This is a genomic window from Achromobacter sp. RT286_PF (assembly GCF_059760425.1).
The window spans coordinates 33,632-60,302 of sequence record NZ_JCBAMR010000009.1 but is presented as its reverse complement, the minus strand read 5'-3'; the positions used below and the strand labels follow the sequence as shown (position 1 = coordinate 60,302).

Genomic DNA, 26,671 nt, shown 5'->3' with positions numbered 1-26,671 from the left:
GGATGGGGAAGGGCAGGTGGAAGGCGCGCAGCCGCGACGGCCTGGCGACGGTCTAGCGCACGCGGCGTCCGCTGTCGTCGACCACAACTTCGCCGTCTTCCTTGGTGAACGCGGCGCGCTGCGGCTGGTCAAGAATGTCCAGCACCAGTTCCGATGGCCGGCACAGCCGCACGCCCGCAGCGGTGACGACAAAGGGCCGGTTGATGAGGATGGGGTTTTCAAGCATGGCATTGATCAGCGCCGCGTCGGACAGCGATTCGTCATTCAGGCCCAGCGCTTGGTACGCCGATTCCTTCTGGCGGATCGCGTCTCGTACCGACAGCCCGGCGCGGGAAATCAGATCGACCAGCGTTGCGCGATCCGGCGGCGTCTTCAAATATTCAATGACTTGCGGCTCGATGCCGGCGTTGCGAATCAGCGCCAGGGTGTTGCGCGAGGTGCCGCACTTGGGGTTGTGATAGATGGTGACGGGGTTCATGGTGTCCTGTGAGGTTCGGTTAAGTCGTGCGGCTTGGCGCACGCCACGCCACTGCAACATTCGGCGGTCAGATAATCAACCAGTCCGAACATCAGGGTGGTGTTGGCGCGATAGCGCATGTAGCGTCCTTCCTGTTCGACGGTCAGCAAACGCGATTGCGTCAGCGCCTTCAGGTGAAAAGACAGGTTGGTCGGGGGCAAGTCAAGTTCCGCCGCGATCTGGCCAGCCACGCAGCCGTCGGGCGCCGCGCGCACCAACAGGCGAAAGATGTCCAGCCGGACACCGGAGGCCAGCGATTCGAAGACAGTGACGGCGGTGGTTTTATCCATTCGCGGATACTACAACAATTGTTGAAGTGTCGGAATGTGGAGGGTGCGGTCTGCGTTTACGGGACGGAATTCAGAACCAGGTCAATTTTGTACTTTACATAATACACATTATGCGTAATACGCCAAGGCGGCAGGGTTCGGCGAAACCTGCCGTCTTAGATCAAGGTTTCAACATCCGTTCAGCCTCTTTAGACAAGTCGACGCCGCCCCCCTCGCTTTTTTGTTCGCCCCAGCTATATGCGCTACCGCCCGTGGACAACGCCATGCAGACGTCCAGCTTTTCCAACCCGGTCAAGTCCACCAGGTTGATCCGTAGCCGCGGCTTCTCGCGGTGTATTTCTTTCGCCGTGGCACACACGTCCTCTCCGCAAGAATCATCGCCACCCGCGAACACAAAAATCAATCCATCTCGTTCCTTGCCATCCATTTCCGCCGCAGCCGCTCGCAGACTGGCGCCCAAGGGAGCGTTGCCCTCGTTCCTGGCTTGCCGTACGAGTGCCAGCAACTCGCCGCGCCTGCTGGCTTCAAATGCTCCATGGCCCGCGTCCGCTACACATTTTTTGCCGGCGTACCGCACAAGACGTGTTTCGGTCGCCGGTGGCAGCACACCGATGATTCGCTCGATTTCCCGCTTGGCCAGTTCCTTGCGCGGGGTCGAACTCAAACCGGTCCGGCGCGTCATGGCGGCGGACGTATCCAGCACAAAGGCGACCTGCGTCGGCCATTGTTGCGGGGGTTCGGGTGTCGGCTCCGGCTCTGGCTCGGGCTTCGCTACCTCCATAGCCACTGGCTTGGCTACCGGAACCACGGGAACCCTTGCTCGAATCATGAACCACCACCAAAGCAATGCCAGCAATAGCACCAGTGCCAGCAGTGCGATCAACCCGAGCCACACCCATCGCCGCATCGGGTTTGTCGGCGGGCTTGACGCGGGTTCGGCGGCCACAGGCGTTTTGTTTGGCCACCACGTCATCAACAGCCGACCTTCAACGCTATACATCGTCGCCGGCTCGGCGGGCGTCAGCAATCCGCGCAGCAATTCGGCCTGCGGTTGCATGCCACGAGACTCCAGCGTATGGGCCAGGCTGCCAAGCTGGGTTAGGTGTTGTGCATGCCGTTGCAACAGAGCGCTCTGCTCTTGCTCCGATAACTGCGCGAACGGCGTCACTTGCCCCTGCTGTGTCGTCCACCACTCAATGGCCCCGTCGCGACCCGGTTTGGGAATGGCATAGACCTGGGCAACACTAGGCGGAAAATGCCGCTCGATGATTGCCACGCGATCGTCGAAGCCGCGTACGAGGTGCTCTGAAGTTGAACCACTGGGATTTATATCCCGCTTAAATCGCTGCACAGTTTTGGTCTGATAATAGATTCGGCCGATGAGGCGATGTCTCGCTCATCGGCTCCCGCCCTAGGGGGCTTGCAGAACGCTGGTGCGCATGCGCTTTACCATCTGTTCCAGTTCTTGAACCTTGCGTTGACGCGCCGCGATCTCTTGGCTGCTGTCATCATGCGCGATGGGTTGGGCCTGCAACGCCGCGAGATCTTTCTCCGCCAATTGCAGTTGCACGTTTAGCCGAGCATTCGAGCCGCTTTGTTGTCGAACCCGGTCAAGCAGTTTGCGGGTGGTCGCCACGACGTTGTCACGCGCCCTCTCCTGCTCTTTAACGGACTGTCCGATCGATGCGCGCTGAGCCTCCAATGCGCTCAGAGAATCGCGGAACATCGCATTTTCCGCCTGCGCGGAAGTCAGCCGTGCTTCCTTGTCGTCCACCGTTTTCCGGTATCCGCCCGATCCGTCGCATTGCATCTTTTGAATGATGCTCACGTCACGGTCATTGGGATCGCAGGCGCCGGGCGGCAAGGCCGCGCAGCCGGCGAGCCCCATTAGCATCAATGGGAAAAGCAAACGCAGGTTCATACCGTTTTGCCCCAGTCAAGCGAATCACGCTGCGTCGTCAAGGTACCCATGGCGCCGCGCAGCTTGTCCGCCTCGACTTGCAGCTTTTCAATCTGGGCATCGAGCTTTTTGATATCCACCTGTGACCCCGCTTTCGTGGATACCGAGGCTTCTCGATAACTGCCAATCTTGTTATCGATGTTCTCCTGTTCTTGCTTGATGCGCGCAATGTCGGCGTCGATATCACGCAATTTCTTGCGCGCGACCGTTTGGTCGATCGTCCCCTGTGCGACGTCAAGCCGCAACTGTTCAATCTTTTGCGTGTCCGTTTCAATCACGGCCTGAAGCGTCTGAGACCGCTGCTGAAGCTTGGCGGTGTCCTTTTCCACATCTTGCGTGATGGCGTCAAGCATTGCGCCTGTGGATTTGTACTGACTGCGGCGGTAATCCAAGTAGTAGTTCGTGCCCATGGCAATACCGCAAGCGCCGATGCCCGCGATCACCGCGCACATTGCCTTCTTGTTGGCAGGCGCGGCGAGCAGGCACGCCGTCACACCGACTGCCGCCGCGCCCGCGCACGCGCCAAAGCCCGAGCGACTAAAAAACTCGGCGTCGTTACCTTCCGTCAGCCGGGGATCCAACTGCGCACCGCTCAACATAGAGCTCCCCGTGCTTGCACAACCGCTGATTGCCAGCGTGGCAACGACCAACCACGCGATAGATGCGCGACGCAAACCCTTCCCAAATGCCCGCATGAACTTCTCCTTTTCTTAGTTTTTGATGGCTGCGATGCAAGTCGGCAACCAGTTTTCCTTGTCCACTTTCCAAGACTTCAAATAAACCTGCTGATGCGTCCAGTACACGTTCAGGAACGGCTCCAGACCTTTAAGCTTCTCGTTTTGCTCAAGCATCTTTTTCACCACTGGCACTTGCTTGGCGATGTTTTCCTTGCCATACAGCGTCGCGGCGTCAACCAAACTGCTTGCGTAGTACTGATTTGTCTGCGCAAGCTCATAACGCCGCTTGTCGATGTTGGCTTTGTAGGTTGTGCACTCCGCCGCGTCAGGCGACGCTTGGCAAAGATCGTCGTACGTCTTCTGGACGTAATTGACATAGCGGCCGTCGTCCCGCAATTTGGTACATAGAAACGCGCCCAGATTCAAGCTTGCGCGGATTGCCTGATCGCGGGCCTCTTCCTGTTTGAGGTTGCTGGCCCTCAGCTTTCCTTCAAGATCCTTAAGCTGCTCTTTGAGTTTGCGGTCCTCGACTTTGCCGGCAAGGTCTCCAAGCTCCTGCACGGCGCTTTTCCCTTTGCCCGTAGCGTCGGCGGAAACATTGCCGCTACCCAGGGACTTCCACCCGTCCTCAAGCTGCTGAATCCTTTCTCTGGACGTCAGTTCCGGCGCGGCGATAACCCAACGCACGCCTAATGTGTTGTCTTTCTGCTCGCCTTCTTCGCTGTAATAGCGCCCCTCGCGCCGTGCGGCGGAGCGGATGCCCTCTTCAGCCTTGCGGAAGTCACCGCCGCGAACAACGAATGCGCCTGTGCCGCCGTGCTGCCGGTCCAGCTTGTTCAGCCGGAACGGGTCCTGGGTCATTTCCGCGGCATTGCCCAGCATGTCGTGTAGGCCGAGAGGATTGGGCTTCAACAATCCGATCTGCTGGAGCTTTCCATTGGACGATTGCGCGCCCGCATACCATTCATAACCGCCCAGGCCGTCCGGCATCGGATAGCGGGTTTCGACATAAGCGGCGGGGTCCACGTTCACGCCACCCCGAGCCGCGAATTCCCACTCGACTTCGGTAGGTAAGCGAACGAATCCACTAATGTGGTCCTCTTTGGGCAACGCGTCCTTTTTCTCGGTGCGCAGCCAGAGGTTGTACAAGTGGGCCGCGTGCACCGCATCGAACCAACTGATATGGGTCACGGGGATCATTCCGGCTCTCGCGGGCGCGGCACAGGCCTTGTCAGTCCCGCCGACAAGCGTCAGCAACGCGCCGTATTGCTGCGTGCTCAACTCGTATTTGGCGATCAGGTAATAGCGCGCAGCGTTCTTCGCTTTCGTATCAGTGAAGCTGCCGGCGATGTGCGCCAACCGGCGTTGCTCCACGAAGGCAAATGTCTCGGTTTCCTGCCCCACGGAAATAGGCAGGTCGTCCAATGGCCCGGCTGCCGGCACGATGACCTTGCGAAATACGATTGCGCCATCGCACGGCAGCGGTAGGACAATGTCGCCTTCCTGCGGCTTCGGGTTGTAGTAGCGCTCTTCCCACTGGGATGCGGACTGCGCCGTCCCCGCAAACGAAAACGCAAACAGTGCAACGAAGACAATCCAATTAGATTTCACGCAAACTCTCCGCGGGTTGAATGCGCCGCGCGCTCATCGCGCCCCAAAGGGAGGCCAGGATCGCGACCGCAAGCGTCAAGGAAAATGCCGCCATGACATGGGCCGGGGTTACTTGCGCGGCAAAGCCACCGGTGTCCACGCTTGAACCCAGCAACTGGTTAAAAACCCGGCTGACGGCGGCATAGACGCCGATGCCTATCAGAAATGCGATGGCGGTCAACGCCAACGCCTGAATAGCGATGTATGTGGTGATCGCCGCGCCGTTCATGCCGATCAGCCGCAACGTCGCAATTTCACGGCGTTTACGACGGACATTGGCCAGGAACGCGCCAACCAGCGACATCAGACAACCGAATATCGAGGTGCCGGCGATCACGCCGAACACGGTGGACAGCAAGTGATCGATCGCCTTCACGTTGCGTATGTCCGCCAGGCGGCTTGCCGTTTCTATGCGTTGACCATTAAGCACCGCCTCCAAGGCCTGGACAGAATCAATGTCCCGCGCGTACACGCGCGCCTTTGCATAACGACGTTTGGCGCCGGTAATTGGCTGCCCGTCCGCTTCGTCTTTGGCCAGCCCCGGAACGGCATAGCCGTCCCGGTACCACTCCATGTCCTGAAGCAACGCCAATCGCACGAACCCCGCGGGCCGGGGATAGGCTTCGGCTGCCAGCACCGCGTACACGGTCACGACAAGAATTCCGTGCTGGTCCTGCCCGTCCAGCCGGCGCGCGACCTTCATGCGAACGGCGTCGCCGGGTCCGACCTGGAGCTTTTTCGCCGCCTGGGCACTTAGCACCACCGCCCTGCCCTCCAGCCCCGAGACGTCCATACCGGCCAGTATCGGGTCGCCTTGCCCGGTGGGCACAATTTCCGCTCCATCCACGAACTGCGAGCCGCTGACATATAAATCCGCTTGCGTATTCAGTGACCTGGTAAGGCCAACGACAAAGCCGGCCTCGGGCCGCCGTGCCAACGTTTCCAGCCATGCGTCGTCATAGCTTCCGCTGCTCAACATGCGTACCTCCAGATTGCGGGGGTCGCTCAGGAGTTGGGCTTGCAGCGCGCTTACGACGCCGTGCTTTAGCCCGAACAACAGCAGCAGCGGAGCAATAACCGCCACCAGGGACGTCACCATGCATAGCGAAACCAGCCAGTCGTGCTTCAGGTCGGCGCAAGACAGGCCGGCAATGTGGCGAAGCTTCATTGCCGCTCCTCGTCCAGCACGAATTCGCTTCTGCCAGGCTCGAGTACGGGCCGCATGCTGGGCAAGCCGAACTCGCGCACCAGGCTCCGGTCGTGCGAGACGATGACGGTTGCCATCCCCGCACTGCGCGCGAGCTCGATAAGCAGACCGAAAAGGCGGCGGGCATTGTCGGGATCCAGCGCGGAGGTGGGCTCATCGGCCAGCAATAGTTGCGGACGATGCGCTAGCGCGCGGACGACTGCTACCCGCTGTCGCTCTCCAATGGACAAGGCGGCGGGCTTCTTCTCGAGCAGATGCGCCAGGCTCAATGTATCGATCGCGAAGCCAAGTTCATCGTCCATCCCCGGCAAACCCAACAAACGGCGGGGCAACATAATGTTCTCGAAGGCGGTCAGATAAGGCAGCAGGCCACCCGATTGGAGGACAAAGCCCAATCGCACCGATCGCACAGCGGCCAGTTCCCGATCGTGTCTTCGTTGCAGCAGCGGCGTGACATCGATGTCCGCGCCCAACACATATCGGCCGATATGCGCGGGCGACAGCAGCAGGCCAATGCCCTCAAGCAAGGTGCTCTTTCCGCAACCGCTGTTTCCAACGACGGCAAGAACGTCTCCCGCATTCAAGCGTAAGGCGGGCAGGTCGACTCGATACGCGTTCGGACCAATACCTCGAATCAGCCGCAGATCCTCGATGTGAAGCATCACAACAGGCTCAAGGCATCATTTCCAATGGCACGGGATACACATGATCCCGTTGGTCGCTGTCTTTGGCCAACGCCACCCAGCGATCCACATCCGCGTTGTACAACTGATAGTGCTTTAACTTGACGTTCAAGTTGCGGATGAACTTCTCTTGCGCCAGACCATCCATGCTCTTCCAGGTTTCCTCATCCAGGTTAAGCACTTCACTTTGGTACGGCAGGCCTTCGAGGTATTCCGCGACGAAGCCCATTTCGGATAGTTTCCTATCCGACTGCTTGAGCTGATTGGGGTCGGCACCCATGGTGGCCGCAACCGCCCGCAACTGATTGAACATATCCGCGGGCGATATCAGACCTTGATTGGCGGCGTCCACAATCTTACGCATGACGTCGTTCAAGTCGCTTAACTGGCCTTTCGTCAGCAAGACCCGAACGTCGGTCGTTGGGACGTTTTGTTTAATCAGATCGCGGTCGCTGATCCACGCCTGGAATACCGGAGGAACGCGGGCCCCGATTTTCTCGCCAAGATAAGCCAATTTCATCGCGTTGCCGACGAGCTCTGCCTCGTCTTTCATTTTCTCGTCTGCGTTCACCGGCTTACGACCCGGATCGCTGGCGTTGGCGGCGCTGCCCACTGCGTCTTCACCCATATAGGCTGACTTGACCTGCATCGTGATGGCGCTGGCCAGCATGTCTACCTTCTTGCCGAACTCGTCCACATCGCCAGCGTTCACGGGGTAATAGAGCGAGACGTTCGTGCCGCCATATGTAGACAGGTTGCGGTATTGCGCCTCTGCGTGCGTATGGTTCTTTACGCCTGCCGGCGTTTTCAGGTGCAACGTGTAGATCGCCACGCCTGGCTTGGAGGCTTCAAGTCGAACCTGACTGGCATCCAGGCCGGTGGAGGACAGCTTGTTGTCGGCTTCGATCGCTCCGGCGTCCGTTATCAGGACGACATATCGCGCACCAAAATTTCGCCAATCTACGCTGTTGATGGCGTCCATGACGCCCGCGTACGCGTCTTCATCAAACAGGCTGCTGGAAACCTTGGCTTGTGTCAGCCCTGATACCTTGTTCAGAAAGTCCGCACCGCTTTGGACCTTGTTGGGGTCCGCATAGATCTTGCTGACGTACTCAAGCCCCGGGACGGCCTTCACGTTCGATCGAAAGGCCACCAAGCCAAATTTGACGCGATCGCCCAGCTTTTCATGATCGATCTGTGCGTAGACTCGCTTTACGGCTTCCCGCGTCCGATCAATGTAGGGGTTCATCGAAATGCTGGAATCCACGACAAAGACCACCGCCGCGGAAAACTCCTTGATTTGATTCACTCGCTGCTCGGCAGTCGAAGCCTCCCCTGCAACCGAGGCGGCGGCGGGCGCGGCCATGCTGACCGAGGCAACATTCAGGACCCGGGTGCGGAAGCCCTGCTCCGTCATAACCTCTTCGCCGCTCAGAATTGGCAAAAGATAGAAGTTCTTTTGCATATCCACGAACAGCTCTGGCTCCTGCGCCACGATGCCGTCCGCCTTGCCGTTGAGCTTCAACTGGTGCCTTGCCGGTGCAATCTTGTCGACAGGGTCAATCGCGTTCAGGACAGCGTCCAGGCCGTTTCGATCTTTGAAAAACAGCGTACGCTCACGCCCTGCCGGATTGGTGAAGGCCAATGACAGCTGCATGTTCCAATCCACGGTGCACGACTTTTCAACCCACCCAGCGGTCTTGCCGTACGAGTCCGGCCCAACGTTGAGCCATTTGACGTTGGCAACGTCCTGCACGGCGTAGACATAGAAACGGGTGAACGCAGGCTGTAAATTGCCCGATGCCGCCCCAGGGCTTGCACGCAATTGACAGCCCGGCGTCGTAAGGACGCGCTGATACAACGTCTTTTTCCCTTCTTGTAGCAAGGGTGCGGCCGCCATCGCGACGGACGTGGCGCCCAGTAGTGCGCATCCGAGCGACAAGGCAGCGAATAGTTGTTTAACAGGGGTGGGCAACATAGGCATCTGGCGACTCGTCATACGGAACACGTATCAGTTGGGCAAGGACTGCAGGCTGGCGAGCGCCCCGGCTTGTTTCGGATCGCGCTCCAATACGGCTTCATACCAATAACGCGCAGTGGCCGCTTCGGCCTTGAAACAAGTGTTCTTGGATGATGCCGGGTCATATTCGGCGGCGTACGCCAGCGCGATGGTGATATCGCCAGCGTTCGCGCGATTCGCATACAGCCGTTGCGCAATCTCGCACTGTCCCGAATCGCGCGCTGCCCGAATTACCTTAAGCAACGCTTCGGAATCCTTGACGTCGCGCACGCACGCCTGCACAAAACCCATCTTGTCCGCGCTTGCATCGGCCAGCGACGCAACGGTACAACCCGCAGGCGGCAAGGCCGCAGGAGCGGATGCCGATGACGGTTGCGGATCGGCGTCAACGGACCTGTCCTTCCAAAGGAAATAGTAGGCGGCGATACCTGCAGCCACCAGCAATGCGGCCAGACCCAGTGCAAGCGCCAATGTGCGACGTCCCTGCCCGGACGCATGCCTGGAATTGATTTCCGGGGCTGGCTCCGGCTTCGGCTCCTGCTCGATGGCGGCTTGCGGTTCGACGGGTTCCTGAACAGCGGGAGCGGCCAGCTGGCTGCTGCTGCCCACGGTGGGCGCCGCCCCGGCGGCGGCGCCAGGCAATACATCCGGTTCAATTCGAAATGCGTACTGAACGGCCGCCCCACCTGCCACACGCAGGAACCCGCGGCAACGCGGCCCTTGGGTGCCCGCCAGCAACGGGTCGACGAATTCGGGTCCCACTGGCATGACCAGCGTCTGCGCACGCAGGCTTGCACCTTGCAAGCGGATCCACTGCTCGTCGCCGACCCATTGCCGATTGACGACGTCAAGGTGCGCCGCCCCTTCGCTGCGTCGTACCGACAGTTCGACATGGTCGGCGCCCTGCTCCCAAGGAGTGACATGCAGTTCAGCGCGCCCGGGCGATACCGCCTTCAGAAGAATAATTGTCATGGAATTGCACTACGCCTGTCGGACGTTGGCAAGAATGCGTGCCAACGCCTGGTTCTGTTCAAGATTGATTTCGCTACCCGCCGTATGGCCTGCGTTATGCATCACAACGTCTTGCAGACCGGTTAACCAATAACCAACGTAATCCGCGTTGGTATCGAGCGGTACTTCGTGCAAGTCCGGCAGGCCGGCTGAGTCTAGGCTCGTAGTGCGGGCGAAGAGCTTGTGCTTGTTGACGATGCTGACAGGTCTTTTCTCGAACTCGACATTCAAAAATCCCAACCAGGCAACAAAGTCGTTAAGACCCAGCTGCGCGCGCAGCACTTGCCGCATCACCAAGTGCTCGCGCTTGGAGCTGCTGTCCTGACGCGCGGTCAGGCGCCCTTCGATCATTGCTTGCAAATTGACGCGGTTGGCGGTGGTAATCAATTCATCCACCAAGATCTGCGCCACTTCACGTTTGACGCCCATGGCGTCAAGCAGGCGTTTTCGCTCGGGCAGATCACGCAGGTGCGCCACCCAGCGTTGAAAGACCGCCTCGGCGTACAAATGATCGGCCGTCCTCAGCGTCAATTTGATAGAAGAGTTGGCCACCGACTCCGCTTGCGTAACGGTGTCTGGCTTCGCAAATGGGTTGTGCTCGGCGGTATCTTCGAATGCAAATGGGTTGACTTCTGCCGCGTCGTCACACGCCTGCGAATCTTGCGCCGTCGGCTTGGGCGCTTGCGCGTGCAAACCGTTCAAATAGAGTTCACGCAGGTCTTCCTGCGATAGTTCCATGGCTTGCATCAGAATCGGGATCCATCGACGGCTGGCGTAGAGCGCCTGCGCCAATTGCTGACCTAGTTTCCGCTTCTTTTCGACGTCGTCCCCGTCGATGTCCTGGTGATAGCTGGCCAGCCGCGCCAAGGCGCTGCCCCTGCCCTCAAGTTCATCATGCAATTGCTGGCGCAAGCGCCCCAGTTTGAATTCCAGATCGGCGATTCCTTTGATCCCCGCCGCCAGCCGGTTCATGCCGCCGTCGTTCTCCGTCATGACCGCGTCCCAGGCCAGCCTGGGGTCTGCGATACGGCGTCGAATGTCCGGGTGATCGCAAAAGCTCTCGCCCAGTCGTTCCAAGGCCTGGCGCTTTTCCGGATCGATCTGCTCTTTTCCCTTGCCCAGCTTTTTGACAAAGGAGCTGTCCATGCCGGGCTTGCGCACGAGGTAGACGTTATTGAACTGCACGCCAGCGGACCAATCCTTCATGAACGGCAGATTGCCAAAGCGCTCTTCCATTGCGCCGCGCAGCATGCCCGCCCACCCCTCGTCAATCTGGGAACCCCCTTCGTGGGTCAGCATCGCCTGGAGGCGCATGTCGAACATGGTCAGGGCCCAGAACAGGCCGCAGGCCCGTTCGCTTCGCGATTGCGCAGTCTCGCCTTGGGTACATTCCACCCAGCGCTCAAGTACTTGCGCGGTTTCGCTGACCTCGCCCTGCTTGTACGAGCAAACCACGAGGCCGTTCATGGCCTGCGTGATGGTGTAGTTCTCAAACAAATAGGCAACCTTCCCGCGCAGCAGCATTTGGCCGACAGGGTTGCCTTCAGAGGAGATCTCCGATAATTCGCGCGCCTTGTATCGCCCGCGGTAACCCGGAAAGTCCAATAGGTCGACCGATGACACTCGTGGCTCGGACTCCGTTTCGACCAGCGGGAAAATAAGCTCCACGGTCAATACGGCCAGATGCGATATCAGGAGTTCTGTCGGGGCGCCCAGCTTTCCATCTACGACGGGACGGACAGCGAGGTTTTTGTCCCGTTCCGAGCCTTGCCGCAACAAGACGTCCACCGACATGATGCTGTCGCGGCCATACTGCAGCTCGTCTCCTTCCCGAGTTGCCAGCGCCGACAGCGGCAAGTAGGCCGTCTCTGCATTTTTCAGTTTGCCCAAGCTGGCCGCGACGGCCGCATACATCTGCGTGAATTCAGGCAGTTCTCCCCACAACACGGAAAACAATTGAGCGCGCTCGTCCGGTGAGAGATGCGGCGCCAGCTTCATTGCGTGCTGCCAGTACCCATTCTCCAATAGCCGCAGCGGCTTTGCGAAGGACGCGCGTGCGTAATCCCATAGCGACACCACGTCGTCGGCATTGACGCCGCGTTGTATCGCCCCGCCGTCCTTTCCGTGGAACCGGGCCAGCATCTGTTCTATACGGGCTTCATCGAGCCGATATTCCACGCGGTGCTGGTCGAAATCGTTGAACCAGGAATTGCTCAGGATCTTGGCAAGGTCAATCTCGCGAAACAGGCGCACTTCAACCGGATACGCATCATCTTCCGAAGGCTGCGCATTGCGGGTAAAGCGCGTCACCAAGCCCGTCGCCTCCTTGCCCGTTCCGGGGGGATTGATGTGCGTGATGAAGTTGACCAGTTGGCCGCCGTAGTTGGCTTCGAATTGACCACGCTGATCGGCACCAAGCGCAGATATCAAGTACGACTTTCCCGCCTGGGACTCACCGAAAAATCCGATGGTCATGGGCGACTGCGCCGCGCGCATAAGGTCGCGGCTTTTATTGCGTAATTGGCGCAACTGATGGACCAGGCTATCCGCCTCGCTGTTCAACTGCTTGGAGTTGCCACGTACCTGGTCGACCCAATCGATGGCGGCGCCGGCTCCCTCCAAAAGGGCGTTCCACTGGCGGGCGAGTTCGTTTTGCTGTTGTGTCATGGTGTCAGATCTTCACGCTGCCGCTATCGAGCCAATACGAGTCCTGCCCCAAGCCGGCGTGCAGCAGCGTATTCATCTCAAAGCGGATATGGCTCTTTTGAATCTGGACGGCGTCCGCTCCCTCTACCCGTTCGATGCCCAATTCATCACTGATCAGGCCTTGCCGGCGATCGCGCTCCGAAGGCTGCTGCACGGTGAAGTACACGTGAGCCCGGGCGTCAGGCACGCTAGCGTCGCGCTCCTGGCTTTCGCGGAATTTCTTCTGCCAGGCCGGCTGAAATCCCAACAGGTAAATCGGCGCGGCGGGCCAACGTTCGCAAGCCAATTGCCGATACCCCAGGCGTGTGTCCGCGTTCAGCAAATACGGTTTTGCATCGCCGGAACCATCCCGGGGCAGCTCAATGCAGCCATCTTCCGGAGGCAAGCCGTCGGGCGTGCGAGTCTTGATGTCCGAATAAAGGACGTCCGCCTGCTTGATCAGGTTATTGCCGTCGATCCGGCCAAAGTAGCGGATCAGGGGCAAGGGTCGAATCCTGGAAGGACTGAAGTAGAAATTTGCCAGGCGGCGATTTTCGGTAAGCCAGCACACCATGGCACCGACCGCCGCCGTCGTCTTGGGATCGCCGATCAGACCGCCCTTGTGAAACGGGAACCAGGTGCCGCTGCGGTAGTTCTGCATTGGCAGCACGCGGCCAGAGGGCAACGCGGCAAGCTGGCGGATCAGCGTCTGCACGCCGGGCAGGCACGACGGGCGCCCGGTCAACAACAGTACATCGCAGTCGTAATGCGCAACGACTTCGCTGAGCGAGGTCAGCGTCTTGCAGATGTTCAGGCCGTCCGTCAGGAAATGCTTGTGCAGGACCGCCGGATCGAACGTCAACTCGATCCCGCCCAGATCAAGAATGGTCGGCACGCCCAGATCACTGCTGAGGTTTTTGGACACGAAATCGCGTACCGGCGCGCTGATGCGGTTGTCTGTTCCGAGCCAATGCGCCCATGTTGCTGTCCGCTTGCGGCTGCCTTGTTCCAGATCGAAGCGTTCGTATTCAGCCAATAGGGCCAGTGCCAGCGGATAGAACGCCTGCAACGTCAGTTGTTGACGCAGCACCATGTCGCCAGCGCCAAGGCTGCGAGCGCCACAAATCCGATCCGCAAGGTCGCCCGGATGTTGGGCGCCCTTCTCTTTCAGCGCCGCTTCAAACGAGGGCAAAATGAAATGCCGTATGACGTCCAGAACGATGTCGTCACCGGCAACCTTGAAGCCGTCACGGAACCGCTGTACGGGCGTGATCGGCGCGTTGCTGCCGCTGCCCGCCGCGTCGCGCTGCATTACATATTCATTGATAACAAGGTCCGTCGTGCCCCCGCCGATGTCGATAGAGGCGACGGTGATCGATTCATGATCTTGTTTTCCGGGTCTTGCAATGGTCTCGAAGAACTCCTCCGGATGTCCGCCGAAGTTCTCGCCGATCTCGGTATACAGGTAGACCAGCTGCGCGCACGTCGCCTCGTCCCACTTCACCACCACCTTGGGCAAGGGAACATGCAGGCGGTTCTCGTCGCCGGCATCGTCATGCGGGTCGTCGTTATAGTCGGCGGCATGCCAGCCCATGCTCTTCCAAAGCAGGCCGAGCGCGTCGCGTACACGATTGCGGAACTTGGTGCGCTCAACTTGCGGCGTGCTGGGCGGCACCGTCAGGATGACGGTTCGCAACCAGCGCGAGGTCGCCGCATTTTCTTTATCTTTGCGATACAGAATGCTATTGATCTGGGCTACCGCTTGGGTAAACACCTCGTTGAGCATGAGCGTCATTAATGAAGACCGCGAATACTTGGTCTCAAAAACGGATTCCACGCCTTTAGTCACATACAGCGCCCGCCCTTCGTCATCAATCAGGTCGGCTAAAGGCTTCAGGGTGGCCATGGGCTCCTGTTGCCCTTTCAAGCTGCTTGTATTCAAACGCCAAACTTGATCGTAGGGGCGAGAATCCCATAAATAGCGCTTTGGGCTGGACAGGCCCGTGGACCCTTCCGTGCCTTCGCGCAACGCGGCCAGCTTTGATGCCTCTGTCCCCACTCGCGTCATGCTGCCCCACGCGAACGCATCGTGCCGCCCGCTTTGCATTGACCACTGATCCAAGCCCAGATTGATCTTCGCGAATTCCACGCGCGATTCAAACGGATGGTCGTAGATCTGCTCAGGCGCGCTCATGTCACGCAGCACCAGGTGAGTGTTGCCATGCAATCCGCGATTATTCTGCTCAGGATCTTCGACCAAAATTCCGCAAGTACGGGAATTTCCAACGTCCAGAACCAGGTCCACGGCGATGGGTTTACCCGCACCGACCGCGTTGCGCAGTTTTACCTTCACCGTCGGAACCGCCACCTGCGCTTCTCTATTGGGATAGGTGGTGGGCGCAGGTCCCCGCAATAGGCTCAGCAGGTTCAGGTAATGCGCGATGTGGCGCTTTTGGGCCAACTCGCTCTGAATGTCCTCAAGCTCGCGCTTGGCGGCCACACATTTGTCCTTGAAGACCTCGGCCAACCACTCTTTCACCCAGATCAGGTCCAGGAACCAGCGCATCTCGCTAAGATGCACTGCCAAGCGAAATGCCTGCCCGTTGCGCAGATCTTCGTCGTTGGGCGCGAGATAGGCCACGCCCTCGCGTTTGGGCATGATGCGGGTATCGAACGCGAGCGTCAGCCGATGGGTATGACCGTGTTCATCAGGCGTGGCGAGCCTGACGATACGTAAACGGCTCCAGTTGTTTGGCCCCTGGTCAAAACGGGTCGGCGAGAGGTATCGAAAAAATGGCACCGGCAGCCAAAGCCCGTCAAGGATATCCAGGCTTTCTTTCATGCTTACATCATCCAGACCCGGAGCGGGGTGCCCCCGGTCCATTTTCTCGGCTTCGGATTCAAAACACAGTGTGCCGTCGTTGGCCTCGAAAAGACGCGCCAGCAGGCCATTGCCCAACAAGGCAAACTGACCCGCCGGCTCGCGGCGCAGGTCGAGCGTTACCGCAAGATCGAGAAACTGGATGCCGGTGTCTCCAAAGAGATCGACCGTTTGGATTTCGGTATAGGTGTCGACTTTAGGCAGCATGACGGTATGAGTCGCTTCAGGACTACGGCTGGCGCATGGTCAGCGGGAATTGTTCGGAGCCGTAGTTGCCCGAGCAGGCGGCAACATGGGAGGCGTTCGGTTCGCAACGGATAGCGGGCATTTCATAGGTCGAGCCGTCGTTACATGAGGCCTGCGCGCCGGTGCTGATCAGCAATGCACCACTGGCTACCACCGCGCTTACCGGCGCTTGGCATTTCGAGCCATTCCGCCTGTCCAGCGTGACATGGCCCTTGCCTTTTTCGAACTGATATTGCAGGCGGAGGGGCTCGCCGGTATTGCGGTCCTGAATTCCAGCCCGCACGCGCCAGTCCCCATTCAGAAAAGCCGCGGTGCCGTCCGCCAGTGCGGGAGGCAATACCAATGGATTGCCATCGGGGCCTCGGCTCGCCACTGGCGCGCTGGCATCGCCCATAGGCGGTGCAGTCTGGGCGCGCGCGTCTCCCGTCGCCACGCCGCCGTCGCCAATTCCATGGGAAACATCGGGCTTGAGCGCCTGGACGTCGTTCGCGGCCGTGCCTTCCGCTGCCGCCTGTATTCCGTTCGTGCCGCCGGCGGAAGCTGTCTGCGAGCCAACAAGAGCTGCGGTCGGCGCAAGGCCTGCGATGGACGATTCCGCATGGGGCATGTCCGCCCGCGTCCCATCGACCGGCGGCGTCTGTACGAGGGACGCCGAGCGATCGTCAACCGGAGGCGCGGATATCTGCGCTGCGCCGATCAGTGGCAGCCCTGCCAGGACAGGCACTGAAGGCGCGCAAGCGCGAAGGGTGAAGAGCAACAGCGCCGCCAACAACAGCGGCAATAGCAGCCACCACCACCGGCTGCGCCACCACGGCGCGGCTGCGGTCAGCGGCGCGCTCACGGGCGCCACTGGCGCCGCGACAGCGGGGGGCAAAGCCGTTCGGTACGGTGCAGGCGAAAGCAACGAATGCAAAGGAGCTACCGAACGGTCTGCCCCGGCATTCAAGAAGCCCCAAAATGTGATGACAGGTTTGCCGTTGACCAGATACACATGGCTGGGATCTGGATGGTGAAGGACCCATTTCAGCAACGAGCCGAATAGCGATTCGGAGTTGGCCGTCAAGTCGGCGCGCAACGCTTCGACCTCCTGACGGACGGTCGCAAGCTGCGTGGAAGCGATGGATTGTTCGTCTTCGGTGGCTGCGGTCCAGGGCACGACCGGACCGGCGCTAGGCGCATACCAATCAACCAGACTGCCATCCGCGCTGGCCTGGGGAATCGCAAAATGTTCTGCCAGGTCCCCCCGCCGTCGCTTGAGCGTAGAGAGAATTTGCGACGCGGCCATATAAACCGGCTGGCCACGCTCGCCTAATGCGTCGTACTGATCGATTCTTTCGCTACGAAGCTTTACTCCGGACATGCCGTGGCCACCACATCAAAAATATGGCCCCTAAAATTAGGGGCCAGAAGAAGGATGACAACAAATTTAACATAAATTTAGTAATATTTTTAACAAATTAACTTTTGCTATTACATACAGCACCATTCATTCAGATAAATCGCCTTCTAAACCGCGATTAGACCTGTCAAAAGCGGGCGGCCGGTGTGGCGCGACAGAATCGCGCCGGCAAATCCGCAAGTAATTGTTACTTAATCCGCCCGATCGTCGCCCCGGCCGCCACCGACTTACCCGGCGCTGCTTCCTGTTTGAGCACGCCGTCCCGATGCGCCAGCACTTGCATTTCCATCTTCATGGCTTCCATCGTGGCGATCAGTTCGCCTTGTTTGACGGTGGCGCCGTCTTCCACCTTCCAGGCTTGGATGGTGCCCGCGATGGGTGCCGGCACGCTGTCGGCGCTGGCGACATTGCCGGCAGACTGCCCTGCGTCCGCCGTTGCGGCCGCGCCGGCGGATTGCAGGCCTCGGAGCAGTTCGGCCGGCAGGCCCAGGGACACGCGGCGGCCGTCGATTTCGACGGCGGTCCGGTGCAGTGTCACCGTGCCCAGCGGCGTCGGGCGCACTGCCGCCTCCAGGTCATTGGCGAAGTCGGTTTCGATCCAGCGCGTGTGGACCTTGAAGCCGGTGTCGTCGCCCAGGAAGTCGTCATGCGCCAGCACCGCGCGATGGAACGGCAGGACCGTGGCCACGCCTTCAATGCGGAATTCGGCCAGCGCGCGGCGGGCGCGCGCAATGGCCTGTTCGCGGGTGGCGCCGGTGACGATCAGCTTGGCCAACAGCGAATCGAACGTGCCCGGTATGGTCGAACCCGACTCCACGCCGCTGTCCACGCGCACGCCCGGTCCGGACGGCGGCGCAAACTGGTCGATGCGGCCCGGCGACGGCAGGAAGCCTCGGCCCACGTCTTCGGCGTTGATACGGAATTCGATGGCGTGGCAGCGCGGCTCGGGCGCGGTGGTGAACGACAGCGGCAAACCGTCCGCGATGCGCAATTGCTCAACAACCAGATCCAGCCCGCAGGTTTCCTCGGTGACCGGGTGCTCGACTTGCAGGCGCGTGTTGACCTCCAGGAACGAAATCGCGCCCGATGCGCTCAGCAGGAATTCGACGGTGCCGGCGCCGACATAGCCGGCGTGGGCGCAGATGTCGCGGGCGGACGCGTGGATGCGTTGGCGCTGATCGTCCGTCAGGAACGGCGCGGGCGCTTCTTCCACCAGCTTCTGATTGCGCCGTTGCAACGAGCAATCGCGTGTGCCCAGAACGACGACGTTGCCGTGCTTGTCGGCCACCACTTGCGCTTCGACGTGGCGCGGCCGGTCCAGGAACTGTTCCACATAGCATTCGCCGCGACCGAACGCGGTGACGGCTTCGCGCACGGCGGATTCGTACAGGTCGGCCACGTCTTCCATGCGCCACACGACTTTCAGGCCCCGGCCTCCCCCGCCAAACGCCGCTTTGACGGCAATCGGCAGGCCGTGTTCGTTGGCGAAGGCCAGCACGTCTTCGGCGCCGTTGACCGGGTCTGCCGTGCCCGCGACCAGCGGGGCGCCGACCGCCAACGCGATCTTGCGGGCCTGGACCTTGTCGCCCAGCCGTTCGATGGTTTCCGGCGACGGGCCGATCCACGTCAAGCCGGCGTCGATGACGGCGCGCGCGAAGGTGGGGCTTTCGGACAGGAAGCCGTAGCCGGGATGCACGGCGTCGGCGCCACTGCGCCGCGCGACGTCCAGCAGCTTGTCGATGTTCAGATAAGAATCGGCGGGACGGTCGCCGTCCAGCCCGTACGCCTCGTCGGCCATGCGCGCGTGCAGCGCGTCGAAATCGGCGTCGGCGTAGACCGCAACGGATTTGACGCCGTAGTCGGCGCAGGCGCGGATGATGCGGACGGCGATCTCGCCACGGTTGGCAATCAGGACTTTCTTCATGGCAGGCAGGTTCAGTTAGGTCGGGTTGACGGACACGGCCGGAACATCAACCGGAACGAAGTCGGAAATGGGATTGAAGCGCACGCGAGCGCCGATGGGAATTTGCGCGGCGCGGTCCAGATGCCACGGCGCCACTGAGCCAATGACGGGGTAGCCGCCGGTCAAGGGGTGGTCGGCCAGGAACAGAACGGGCTGGCCGCTGGCGGGCACCTGGATGGAGCCTTTGCGGGTGCCTTCGCTGGGCAATTCGGCGTGGTTGGCGCGTTGCAGCGGCGCGTCGCCGTTCAAGCGGATGCCGACGCGGTTGGACTGCGGCGTCACCGTCCAGGCCTGTCGCGACAAGAGCGCAACCGCCTCGGCATTGCACCAATCCGTACGCGGCCCCAACACCACGTCCAGCACCACCTCGACGTTGGTCGTGGGCAGATCCGCCGGGGCAATTTCGGGCGCCCCGACGATGGCGCCCTGCCCGGCTGGCCGGATGCCGATGCGGTCGCCCGCCGCCAAGGCCTCGGGGCCGACGCGGGCCAAGGTGTCGGTTGAGCAGCTGCCCAGCACCGGTTGCACGTCGAAGCCGCCGCGCGCGGCCAGGTAATAACGAATGCCGGCGGACGGCTGGCCCAGGGTCAGCGTGTCGCCGTCATCCAGCGCAATTGCCTGGTACGTGTTCGCCGTCCACGTGGTGCCGGCGGCATTGCGCAGCGTGACGTCGCCAAGCGCGCCGGTGATGGCCACCACGCTGGGGCCGTGCGCCCGCACCTGGAATCCGCCGTAGACGATTTCAATGGCGGCTTCGCCGGGCGCGGTGCCCGCGAGGCGGTTGGCGGCGCGCAGTGCGCCCCGGTCCATGGCGCCGGACGCGGCCACGCCCTGACGCGCCTGCCCTGCCCGGCCCAAGTCTTCAAACACGGCCTGTAATCCCGGCGACACGACTTCCAGCGCGGGTGTGGCGCGGGAATCGGCGGTGGCCGCGTTGGCGGAAGTCGAGGTCGAAGCCTGGGGGGAGGTTCCGGTCGAAGTTCCGGCTGAAGTCCCGGTCGAAGTGCCGGTCGAAGTGCCGGTCGAAGTGCCGGTCGAAGCCCCGGTCGAAGTGCCGGTCGAAGTCCCGGTCGAAGTCCCGGTCGAAGTGCCGGTCGAAGTGCCGGTCGAAGTCCCGGTCGAAGCCCCGGCATCAATGAACCGCACCCGATATCCGGGTTGCAGCAACGCCGGCGTCTCGCGCGATAAATCCCACATGGGGACCGGGGTCACGCCCAGGATCTGCCAGCCGCCGGGGCTGGCTTGCGGGTAGACGCCGCTGAATGTGCCGGCCAATGCGACGGCGCCCGCGGGGATGCGGGTGCGCGGGGTCTTGCGGCGCGGCACGTCCAGCGTGGGGTCGCCGCCGCTGAGATACGCGAAGCCGGGTGCGAAGCCGGTGAAGGCCACGCTGTACGTGCCGCCGGTGTGACGGCGCACGACTTCGTCCGGCGTGATGCCCAGCAACTGCGCGACTTCGTCCAGGTCTTCGCCGTTGTAATGGACGGGGATTTCGATCAGCTTGCCATCGCGCGCCACGTGAGCCGTGGTGTCGCGGGAGCCGATGTCGGCAATCAGCGCATCGCGCGACACCAGGCTGGGTTGAAAGATGACCAGCACCGTGCGCGCGGCGGGAACCATCTCGGTGACGCCGGCGATGGGCTGGTTTTGCAGCGCGGCGAACAGTGCCAGCGTCTGTTCAAGATCGTCCAGTTCGACTAGTAGCGCGTCGGTGTTTACAGGCAGAAAACGCACACGGCCTCCTAGGCGGATTGTGCCGGGGCAGCGTCAATGAAAGACCGGATGGCGACACCCGACTGTTCAAGCTGGCGCCGCAGTTCGCGCGCCATGTCCACCGCGCCGGGGCTGTCGCCATGCACGCAAATGGAATCGGCTTGCACGCGCGTCAGGCTGCCGTCGATGGCTTCGATGACGCCCTCTTGCACCAGGCGCAGCATGCGCGCGGCCACGGCCTGCGGGTCATGCAGCACAGCGCCCTTTTCGCGGCGCGACACCAGCTCGCCCTTGGGCGTGTACGCGCGGTCGGCAAAGGCTTCGGCCACCACGCGCAACCCGCGTTCACGGGCGCGCGTCAGCAGGGGCGAGCCGGCCAGACCCACCAGGACCAACGTGGGGTCGATTTCCAGGATGGCGGCAATTACGTCGTCACCCTGGCGCGCATCGTGCGCGATGGTGTTGTATAGCGCACCATGCGGCTTGACGTAGCGCACGTCGGTGCCGGCGGCGGCGGCCAGCCCCTTCAAGGCGCCGATCTGGTAGATGACATCGGCGATCAGGTCGGCGCTGGCCACGTCCATATTGCGGCGGCCAAAGCCGGACAGATCGGGATAGGACACGTGCGCCCCAACCGTCACGCCGTTATCGCGCGCGGACTTCAGGGTGGCCAGAATGCCCGCGGGGTCGCCCGCATGAAAACCGCACGCCACGTTTGCGCTGGACACCACCGCCAACATCGCGGCGTCGTCGCCCATGCGCCATGCGCCCAGGCTTTCGCCCAGGTCGCTGTTCAAATCGATCCCAGCCATGTCTTATCCTTAGTCCACGGACGCCGGGCAGGCGGATTTCCGCACGGTGCCCCGCTTGTAGTGTGGAACGATAGTTACACAATTGTTCTACAAATTGGTTAGTATGGTAGATCAAACTTGCCCAAGCGGCTATCGGTAATTGCCCCAACCGCCTATGACCACCTCCGACGCGCACCAGACCCTGACCGACAAGGTCACCGAACAGATTCGCCGCCGCTTGATCAATGGTGAATTCATGCCGGGCCAGCGGCTATCGGAAGCAACCCTGACGCAATCGCTGGACGTATCGCGCAACACTTTGCGCGAGGCCTTTCGCAACCTGACCAAGGAAGGCTTGCTGACTTATGCGCCCAACCGTGGCGTGGCGGTGGCGGTGCCCAGCATGGCGTCCATTATCGACATCTACCGGGTGCGGCGCATGATTGAATGCCAGGCGCTGGCCCAGGCCTACCCGCACCACCCCGCCCGCCAACGCATGCGGCAGGCGGTGGACGACGCGCTGGCGTGTCGCGAGCGGCAGGATTGGGCGGGCGTGGGTACGGCCAACATGGCCTTTCACATGGCCATCGTAGAACTGGCCGATAGCGAACGCCTGAACGCGATGTTCGCCTTGCTGCTGGCCGAATTGCGCTTGGTATTCGGCCTGCTGCAAGACCCGGAATTCCTGCACGCCCCGTATGCCGACATGAACGAGCAGATTCTGCAACGCGTCGAAGCGGGAGATTTCGGCAAGGCGGCCGATGCGCTGAAGGACTACCTGGCGCAGTCCGAGCGCATCGTCCTGGCCAGTTACGCGCGCCGCGTGGCCAATTGAGAGCGCCACGACCGTAGCGCGTCGATCACCAGGAACACCAGCAGGCTGACGCCCATTACCGGCAGGCACCAGCCCAGCACGGCGGCGGCCGCCAGCGCGCCCAGCCGCGCCGGCCAGCCCAACGCGGCCCAGGCCTGCGTCAGCGTCTGGCCATTCACGCCCGCTGCCGGCCGGCGCAGCCACCACATGCGATAACCCAGCACGATCATGGTCGATAGCGCCAGGCCGATGGCGCCCATCAACAGCTGATTGGGCCAGCCGAACAGGATCCCCATGTGCATGTCCACGCCCCAGCGGATCAGCTTGGCGATCAGCGGAAAGGTGTCGAAATCGGCACGGCTGGTGATGGCGTAGGTGGTGGGGTCGATGGCGATGGTGTCGACTTGGGTGGGCCAGGACCGGTCGACTTCACGCACCATCCACGCCTGGCCGGCGCCACGCGGTGGACGAATCTCCAGCTGCGTGCTGTCGATGCCGCCCTGCCGGGCCGTTTGCAGGACGCGGTCGAATTGCGTGACGACGTTTGAGGGGGCATTCATGGGCGCATGCGTGGATGCATTCATCGGCGCATTCATCGGCGCGGGCGCATCGGTGGACGCATCGGTGGACGCATCGGTGGACGCATCGGTGGACGCACCGGTAGGCGACATCGCCCCTGCCACCTGCATGCCGCCATGATGATGCGCGTGCTCATCCGCGCCGGACGCCTGCCCGGAGGCGGCCTCTGCCCCCGTCCCGGCTCCCTGCCCTGCCGTCGGCAGCTTCAGCGAAATCGCCGGCGTGATCCATCCCAGTTGCGCGCGCAGCTGGTCTACGCGTGCCCCCGCCCAGTTCGACCACGTCAAGCCCGTGGCGGACAAAAATATCAGCCCCAGCGCCAGCCACAAGCCCAGCACGGTGTGCCAACGGCGCGCTCGCAGACGCGGGCTGCGCGCGTGGGTCGCCGCCGTGCGGCGGCGACCCGTCCACCACAGCACCAGCCCGCCCAGCGTGGCCAGCCACATCCAGGACGCGGCCAGTTCGCTGTAGTTGCGCCCCAGTTCGCCCAGCATCAGATTGCGGTGCAGATAATCCAACGTGGTGCGAAACGGCAGCGTGCCGCTGGTGCCGTAGACCATCATGTCGCCCTTGATGGCCAACGTGACGGGGTCGACGAACACCGCCCGGCTCTCCGAATCGCCCATGCCGGCCTGCGTGAACATGACGCGCGTGGTTTCCCCCGGCGTGGGCGCGGGGCGCACGGCGAACAAGCGAGGGCCGCCCGCGCCCAGGTGGGCCTGCGCCGCTTCAACCTGTTTGGCCAAGGGTTGCGCCGGGCCGGTGGAGACGGTGCGCAGCTGGTCTGCGTACAGCAGGTTTTCGATCTGCGGAGTCAGCACGAACAACGTGCCGGTAACAGCCGCCACCAGGATGAAGGGGCCGACGAACAGGCCAATATAGAAATGCAGGCGCGTGATCAGCGCCAGGAAAGCGCTTGGGGCCGCGGTTCGCGTGCGCGCGGGCGCGGCGGCGGTATCCAGGGTTTGTGTGGACATGGGAACTCTCGAATAGGAAACGGGGCCGCCCCAGGCGGGGGGCCAAGACTAGCCGCAAAGATCGGGCCGCAAAAATCGGTCCCCAAAAATCAAGCAAAAGGCCAGCCGATAAAGGGAAGCCGATAAAGGGAGCCGACAAAGGCGAGCCGATAAACACCGGCCGATAACGACCAAGCGAAAGTGCGGCCAAGGTCATGCGCACTAGGCGCATGCGTGCAGGGTCAACCGTCTATCGAGGGTGGTGCCCGGGGACCCAGCGGGGGGCCCGTGGCGGGCATGGGCGGGCGCGGGCCGTCCATGTTCAGCGGGGGCTGTGCCAGCCAGTGCAGCAGCACCGGCGCCAAGGCCGCCAAGGGAGGCAGGTTCAGGATTTGATGCGCGCTCAGGCCAAACGGACATTCCTGGCCCGCGCCGCGATCATCGCCCTGCCCTGAACCGTGATGATCGTGATGGCCGTGCATCTCGTGATGGCCACCGGTGGACGCCTGCCGTAACGACATCGCCTGCAACGCCGCCAGCGCGTTGCCGCCCGCCGTGCAAAAGCCCAAGGTCAGACGGCCCTGGCGTAGCGCCTGCGCGTCGGGCATGTACCCGGTCGGCACCCACGCCCGCGCCACCAGCAACAGCAGCAGCAACAGCCGCCCGAAATCGGCAGCCGTGGCAAAACGCGGGTAATGGGGTAAACGACGGGGCAATCCGGTGCGCATGCGTCCAATCCACAACGCCGGCGGGCGCCGGCGTCTTGGCGGAATTTTACGCGCCGTCATGGAATTGCGCGACACCCGCCCCGCCGGCCCGCCGGCAAACGTTGCTTGCCGCCGCCCGGCTTCGGGCATAAATTCGATGTTGCCGATTTCCGCTCAAGGCCCGCTGCGGCTCTGTCTTGCGGACGGCGTCCAAAGGTTGTTTTTGATCTTTTAAGCCCGCGAGGAGCGATGCGATGAAAGTGAAACACCTGTTAGGTCCGGCAGCCTTCGCGCTGTCTACGCTGTGCACCGCGCCCAGCATGGCGCAATCCGCCGACCCCGCCCCAATGGTCACCGGCAAGCACTGGTCGGAGTCCGACCCCAACATCAAGAAGGCCTACCTATTGGGGATCGCCAACCTGCTGCAAGTGGAACGCGCGTACCAGGAACGCCGTGCGCCACCCGACAACCAAACGCTGGTGCCCCGTTTTGCCAAGGGGCTGCAAACGCACACGCTGGATTCCGTGCGCGAGGGGCTGGACAGCTGGTACGCCGCGAACCCGTCGCGGCTGGACCGGCCGGTGATCGAAACCCTGTGGTTTGAGATCGTCATTCCTGGCGCCAAGCGCAAGCCTTGAAGGAGCCGTCATGAAAGTCATCCGATCGATTCTTGTGTGCGTCGCGATCAGCGCGCTGGCGGCCTGCACGAATATGTCGTCCAAGCAGCAAGGGACCATGTCCGGCGCGGCGATAGGCGCGGCGGCGGGTGCGGGTATTGCCGCCATCGCGGGCGGCAGCGCCTGGACCGGGGCCGCCATCGGCGGCATAGCCGGTGGCGTCGCGGGCAACATCCGCGGCAGCAATTAGTACGCCACCGCGACTTACACACCGTCAGCTCAGGCCCGGAACGCACGGCGAGAGCCGCCGCGTTCCGGGCTTTTTTGCTCAGGCTGAAGTCGCCCCAACCTGGACTGAGGTTCAACCTAAGCCAGCTTGAACCTCGCCGGGCGCTGCGCGAAAAGTGAAGCGCCGTAGTACTCCGCTCCCGGCTACTTGCCGCCCTGCTGCTCCCGCCAAGCCTGGTACTTCGCCTGGTTTTCTTGATTGGGCGGATACAGGCCGGGCAACTTTTCGCCCGCCTCGACCTGCTGCATGATCCAGCCTTCCAGCCGTTCCTGCTCGATGGCTATGTCGACCACCTCGTCCAGCAACGCGGCCGGGATCAGCACCGCGCCGTCGCGGTCCAGCACGATGACGTCGTTGGGAAACACCGCCACGCCGCCGCAGCCCACCGGTTCCTGCCAGCCGACAAACGTCAGCCCTGCCACCGAAGGCGGCGCCGCCGCGCCGGCGCACCAGACCGGCAGCCCGGTGCCTTCAACGCCTTCCAGGTCGCGCACCACGCCGTCCGTCACCAAGGCCGCCACGCCGCGCCTGCGCATGCGGGCACACAGGATATCGCCAAAAATGCCGGCGTCCGTGACCCCCATGGCATCGACCACGGCGATGCAACCTTCGGGCATATCTTCAATGGCGGCGCGCGTCGAAATGGGCGAGGCCCACGACGCCGGGGTCGCCAGGTCTTCGCGCGCGGGCACAAAGCGCAGCGTGAAGGCGCGTCCCACGATACGGGTGGCGCCCGGCGCCAGCGGCCGCGCACCGCGCACCCATACGTTGCGCAGGCCTTTCTTCAACAGCACGGTGGTCAGCGTGGCCGTCGTGATGCGCGACAGGGCCGTGACGACGCGCGCGTCCAAGGGCTGAGGGGCAATCGTCATAGTGCGGGGTCTCCTTGCGCCGACTGGGCGGATATACAGGTTGAGGTTGTCGATTGTGACGCCGGCCAAAACGGTGCACAACCCTGTTTTTACAGATTCTGAATCCGCTTTTTATGCCTGCCCGGGCAGGCTCTGGCCCCGCTT

At 62.0% G+C, this 26,671-nt stretch carries 22 protein-coding genes; 3 read left to right on the top strand and 19 right to left on the bottom strand.

The window, feature by feature from the left end:
- Positions 1 to 52: 52 nt before the first annotated feature.
- The 16 genes from arsC to AC6LJY_RS10120 form a co-directional block, all read right to left on the bottom strand.
- A complete protein-coding gene (arsC, locus tag AC6LJY_RS10195) occupies positions 53 to 478 on the bottom strand; it encodes an arsenate reductase (glutaredoxin) (RefSeq protein ID WP_498135854.1) in 426 nt (141 codons plus the stop codon).
- Positions 475 to 807 carry a helix-turn-helix domain-containing protein gene (locus AC6LJY_RS10190; RefSeq protein WP_314362000.1) on the bottom strand — a complete coding sequence of 111 codons (333 nt, stop codon included), beginning with the start codon at positions 805 to 807 and terminating at the stop codon, positions 475 to 477. Before AC6LJY_RS10190 ends, arsC begins: the two co-directional genes overlap by 4 nt.
- A gap of 160 nt (positions 808 to 967) precedes the next feature.
- Positions 968 to 2,083 carry a vWA domain-containing protein gene (locus AC6LJY_RS10185; protein ID WP_146073942.1) on the bottom strand — a complete coding sequence of 372 codons (1,116 nt, stop codon included), beginning with the start codon at positions 2,081 to 2,083 and terminating at the stop codon, positions 968 to 970.
- Between the two features lie 135 nt (positions 2,084 to 2,218).
- Positions 2,219 to 2,728 carry a hypothetical protein gene (locus AC6LJY_RS10180; RefSeq protein WP_314361998.1) on the bottom strand — a complete coding sequence of 170 codons (510 nt, stop codon included), beginning with the start codon at positions 2,726 to 2,728 and terminating at the stop codon, positions 2,219 to 2,221.
- Positions 2,725 to 3,462 carry a hypothetical protein gene (locus tag AC6LJY_RS10175; RefSeq protein ID WP_046805701.1) on the bottom strand — a complete coding sequence of 246 codons (738 nt, stop codon included), beginning with the start codon at positions 3,460 to 3,462 and terminating at the stop codon, positions 2,725 to 2,727. Before AC6LJY_RS10175 ends, AC6LJY_RS10180 begins: the two co-directional genes overlap by 4 nt.
- 15 nt (positions 3,463 to 3,477) lie before the next feature.
- On the bottom strand, positions 3,478 to 5,055 hold the full coding sequence (locus tag AC6LJY_RS10170) for a formylglycine-generating enzyme family protein (protein WP_223264999.1): 1,578 nt from the start codon (positions 5,053 to 5,055) through the stop codon (positions 3,478 to 3,480).
- Positions 5,045 to 6,262 (bottom strand): FtsX-like permease family protein, encoded by a 1,218-nt coding sequence (locus tag AC6LJY_RS10165; protein ID WP_314361996.1) that lies wholly within the window; start codon positions 6,260 to 6,262, stop codon positions 5,045 to 5,047. Before AC6LJY_RS10165 ends, AC6LJY_RS10170 begins: the two co-directional genes overlap by 11 nt.
- Entirely contained in the window at positions 6,259 to 6,963 is a 705-nt protein-coding gene (locus AC6LJY_RS10160) for an ABC transporter ATP-binding protein (RefSeq protein ID WP_314361995.1), read from the bottom strand. Before AC6LJY_RS10160 ends, AC6LJY_RS10165 begins: the two co-directional genes overlap by 4 nt.
- A gap of 10 nt (positions 6,964 to 6,973) precedes the next feature.
- On the bottom strand, positions 6,974 to 8,968 hold the full coding sequence (locus tag AC6LJY_RS10155) for a VWA domain-containing protein (RefSeq protein ID WP_314361994.1): 1,995 nt from the start codon (positions 8,966 to 8,968) through the stop codon (positions 6,974 to 6,976).
- Positions 8,969 to 8,995: 27 nt separating this feature from the next.
- A complete protein-coding gene (locus AC6LJY_RS10150; RefSeq protein WP_498135853.1) occupies positions 8,996 to 9,976 on the bottom strand; it encodes a hypothetical protein in 981 nt (326 codons plus the stop codon).
- A gap of 9 nt (positions 9,977 to 9,985) precedes the next feature.
- Positions 9,986 to 12,682, bottom strand: a complete 2,697-nt coding sequence (locus AC6LJY_RS10145) for a virulence factor SrfC family protein (RefSeq protein WP_314361992.1) — start codon at positions 12,680 to 12,682, stop codon at positions 9,986 to 9,988.
- Positions 12,683 to 12,686: 4 nt separating this feature from the next.
- On the bottom strand, positions 12,687 to 15,788 hold the full coding sequence (locus AC6LJY_RS10140; protein ID WP_143215284.1) for a virulence factor SrfB: 3,102 nt from the start codon (positions 15,786 to 15,788) through the stop codon (positions 12,687 to 12,689).
- Between the two features lie 22 nt (positions 15,789 to 15,810).
- Complete coding sequence (locus AC6LJY_RS10135; RefSeq protein ID WP_314361991.1) at positions 15,811 to 17,187, bottom strand: SrfA family protein; 1,377 nt, start codon at positions 17,185 to 17,187, stop codon at positions 15,811 to 15,813.
- 226 nt (positions 17,188 to 17,413) lie between these two features.
- A complete protein-coding gene (locus AC6LJY_RS10130) occupies positions 17,414 to 19,150 on the bottom strand; it encodes an acetyl/propionyl/methylcrotonyl-CoA carboxylase subunit alpha (RefSeq protein ID WP_498135852.1) in 1,737 nt (578 codons plus the stop codon).
- 15 nt (positions 19,151 to 19,165) lie between these two features.
- Positions 19,166 to 20,923: a 5-oxoprolinase subunit B/C family protein gene (locus tag AC6LJY_RS10125; protein WP_498135851.1), complete on the bottom strand. Its 1,758-nt coding sequence runs from the start codon at positions 20,921 to 20,923 to the stop codon at positions 19,166 to 19,168.
- 8 nt (positions 20,924 to 20,931) lie between these two features.
- Positions 20,932 to 21,714 carry a LamB/YcsF family protein gene (locus AC6LJY_RS10120; RefSeq protein ID WP_120155660.1) on the bottom strand — a complete coding sequence of 261 codons (783 nt, stop codon included), beginning with the start codon at positions 21,712 to 21,714 and terminating at the stop codon, positions 20,932 to 20,934.
- A 154-nt stretch (positions 21,715 to 21,868) separates the two neighbouring features.
- Here AC6LJY_RS10120 and AC6LJY_RS10115 point away from each other — a divergent pair, with 154 nt between their 5' ends.
- A complete protein-coding gene (locus AC6LJY_RS10115; RefSeq protein ID WP_046805711.1) occupies positions 21,869 to 22,528 on the top strand; it encodes a GntR family transcriptional regulator in 660 nt (219 codons plus the stop codon).
- On the opposite strand, the gene AC6LJY_RS10110 is transcribed toward AC6LJY_RS10115, so the two are convergent.
- Complete coding sequence (locus tag AC6LJY_RS10110; RefSeq protein ID WP_498135850.1) at positions 22,504 to 24,063, bottom strand: PepSY-associated TM helix domain-containing protein; 1,560 nt, start codon at positions 24,061 to 24,063, stop codon at positions 22,504 to 22,506. The two genes, AC6LJY_RS10115 and AC6LJY_RS10110, sit on opposite strands and share 25 nt — an antisense overlap.
- A gap of 221 nt (positions 24,064 to 24,284) precedes the next feature.
- On the bottom strand, positions 24,285 to 24,770 hold the full coding sequence (locus AC6LJY_RS10105) for a DUF2946 family protein (RefSeq protein WP_314361987.1): 486 nt from the start codon (positions 24,768 to 24,770) through the stop codon (positions 24,285 to 24,287).
- 233 nt (positions 24,771 to 25,003) lie between these two features.
- On the opposite strand from AC6LJY_RS10105, the gene AC6LJY_RS10100 reads away from it, so the two are divergent.
- Together AC6LJY_RS10100 and AC6LJY_RS10095 are read left to right on the top strand one after the other, a co-directional pair.
- On the top strand, positions 25,004 to 25,387 hold the full coding sequence (locus AC6LJY_RS10100) for a hypothetical protein (RefSeq protein ID WP_082134535.1): 384 nt from the start codon (positions 25,004 to 25,006) through the stop codon (positions 25,385 to 25,387).
- Positions 25,388 to 25,397: 10 nt separating this feature from the next.
- Entirely contained in the window at positions 25,398 to 25,616 is a 219-nt protein-coding gene (locus AC6LJY_RS10095) for a YMGG-like glycine zipper-containing protein (protein WP_046805713.1), read from the top strand.
- Between the two features lie 182 nt (positions 25,617 to 25,798).
- On the opposite strand, the gene AC6LJY_RS10090 is transcribed toward AC6LJY_RS10095, so the two are convergent.
- Complete coding sequence (locus tag AC6LJY_RS10090) at positions 25,799 to 26,527, bottom strand: RraA family protein (protein WP_314361986.1); 729 nt, start codon at positions 26,525 to 26,527, stop codon at positions 25,799 to 25,801.
- Between the last annotated feature and the right edge of the window lie 144 nt (positions 26,528 to 26,671).

Bases quoted from the DNA above. Each gene is read 5' to 3' on its own strand.
- arsC (WP_498135854.1), bottom strand. From the start codon at position 478: ATGAACCCCGTCACCATCTATCACAACCCCAAGTGCGGCACCTCGCGC.
- AC6LJY_RS10190 (WP_314362000.1), bottom strand. From the start codon at position 807: ATGGATAAAACCACCGCCGTCACTGTCTTCGAATCGCTGGCCTCCGGT.
- AC6LJY_RS10180 (WP_314361998.1), bottom strand. From the start codon at position 2,728: ATGAACCTGCGTTTGCTTTTCCCATTGATGCTAATGGGGCTCGCCGGC.
- AC6LJY_RS10175 (WP_046805701.1), bottom strand. From the start codon at position 3,462: ATGCGGGCATTTGGGAAGGGTTTGCGTCGCGCATCTATCGCGTGGTTG.
- AC6LJY_RS10165 (WP_314361996.1), bottom strand. From the start codon at position 6,262: ATGAAGCTTCGCCACATTGCCGGCCTGTCTTGCGCCGACCTGAAGCAC.
- AC6LJY_RS10160 (WP_314361995.1), bottom strand. From the start codon at position 6,963: ATGCTTCACATCGAGGATCTGCGGCTGATTCGAGGTATTGGTCCGAAC.
- AC6LJY_RS10155 (WP_314361994.1), bottom strand. From the start codon at position 8,968: ATGCCTATGTTGCCCACCCCTGTTAAACAACTATTCGCTGCCTTGTCG.
- AC6LJY_RS10150 (WP_498135853.1), bottom strand. From the start codon at position 9,976: ATGACAATTATTCTTCTGAAGGCGGTATCGCCCGGGCGCGCTGAACTG.
- AC6LJY_RS10145 (WP_314361992.1), bottom strand. From the start codon at position 12,682: ATGACACAACAGCAAAACGAACTCGCCCGCCAGTGGAACGCCCTTTTG.
- AC6LJY_RS10140 (WP_143215284.1), bottom strand. From the start codon at position 15,788: ATGCTGCCTAAAGTCGACACCTATACCGAAATCCAAACGGTCGATCTC.
- AC6LJY_RS10135 (WP_314361991.1), bottom strand. From the start codon at position 17,187: ATGTCCGGAGTAAAGCTTCGTAGCGAAAGAATCGATCAGTACGACGCA.
- AC6LJY_RS10130 (WP_498135852.1), bottom strand. From the start codon at position 19,150: ATGAAGAAAGTCCTGATTGCCAACCGTGGCGAGATCGCCGTCCGCATC.
- AC6LJY_RS10120 (WP_120155660.1), bottom strand. From the start codon at position 21,714: ATGGCTGGGATCGATTTGAACAGCGACCTGGGCGAAAGCCTGGGCGCA.
- AC6LJY_RS10115 (WP_046805711.1), top strand. From the start codon at position 21,869: ATGACCACCTCCGACGCGCACCAGACCCTGACCGACAAGGTCACCGAA.
- AC6LJY_RS10110 (WP_498135850.1), bottom strand. From the start codon at position 24,063: ATGTCCACACAAACCCTGGATACCGCCGCCGCGCCCGCGCGCACGCGA.
- AC6LJY_RS10105 (WP_314361987.1), bottom strand. From the start codon at position 24,770: ATGCGCACCGGATTGCCCCGTCGTTTACCCCATTACCCGCGTTTTGCC.
- AC6LJY_RS10100 (WP_082134535.1), top strand. From the start codon at position 25,004: ATGAAAGTGAAACACCTGTTAGGTCCGGCAGCCTTCGCGCTGTCTACG.
- AC6LJY_RS10095 (WP_046805713.1), top strand. From the start codon at position 25,398: ATGAAAGTCATCCGATCGATTCTTGTGTGCGTCGCGATCAGCGCGCTG.
- AC6LJY_RS10090 (WP_314361986.1), bottom strand. From the start codon at position 26,527: ATGACGATTGCCCCTCAGCCCTTGGACGCGCGCGTCGTCACGGCCCTG.